1 protein-coding gene is annotated in these 515 nt (G+C 66.6%); it reads right to left on the bottom strand.

Translation table 11 applies throughout. From position 1 onward, the window contains the following. Positions 1 to 515 (bottom strand): cytochrome c biogenesis protein CcsA (gene ccsA / locus U5A52_RS43065; RefSeq protein ID WP_321940506.1); only part of this gene is annotated, 515 nt, incomplete at both ends.

A 515-nucleotide genomic window follows, 5' to 3' on the forward strand; every position in this document is an offset into this window, starting at 1 on the left:
GAAAGGAACATGTTGACGCCAAGGAACGCGAAGGTCGTCACCAGCAGGCCCGTGAGCGCCCACCAGGCCGCCACGCCGCCACGCAGGCCCTTCATGAGGCGCATATGCAGCCAGGCCGCGTAGTTGAGCCACACGATCAGCGCCCAGGTTTCCTTCGGGTCCCAGCTCCAGTAGCCGCCCCAGGCCTGCGCGGCCCACAGCGCGCCGAGAATCGTCGCGATGGTGAAGAACGCGAAACCCACGGCGATCGACTTGTACATGACGTCGTCGAGCACCTCGAGCGCGGGCAGGCGGTCCGCCAGCACGCCGCGCTCCTTCATGATGTACGCCACGCCCACCATGGCCGACAGCGCGAAGCTGCCGTAGCCGATGAAGTTCGCCGGCACGTGGATCTTCATCCACCAGCTTTGCAGGGCGGGCACGAGCGGCTGGATCTGCTGCGCGTCGCGCGAGATCGAGTACCACATCAGGAAGCCCACGGCCGCGCTGATCACGAGCAGCACGAACGCGCCGAG

The sequence above is a fragment of the Paraburkholderia sp. J8-2 genome, from assembly GCF_905220195.1.
Classification (GTDB): domain Bacteria; phylum Pseudomonadota; class Gammaproteobacteria; order Burkholderiales; family Burkholderiaceae; genus Paraburkholderia.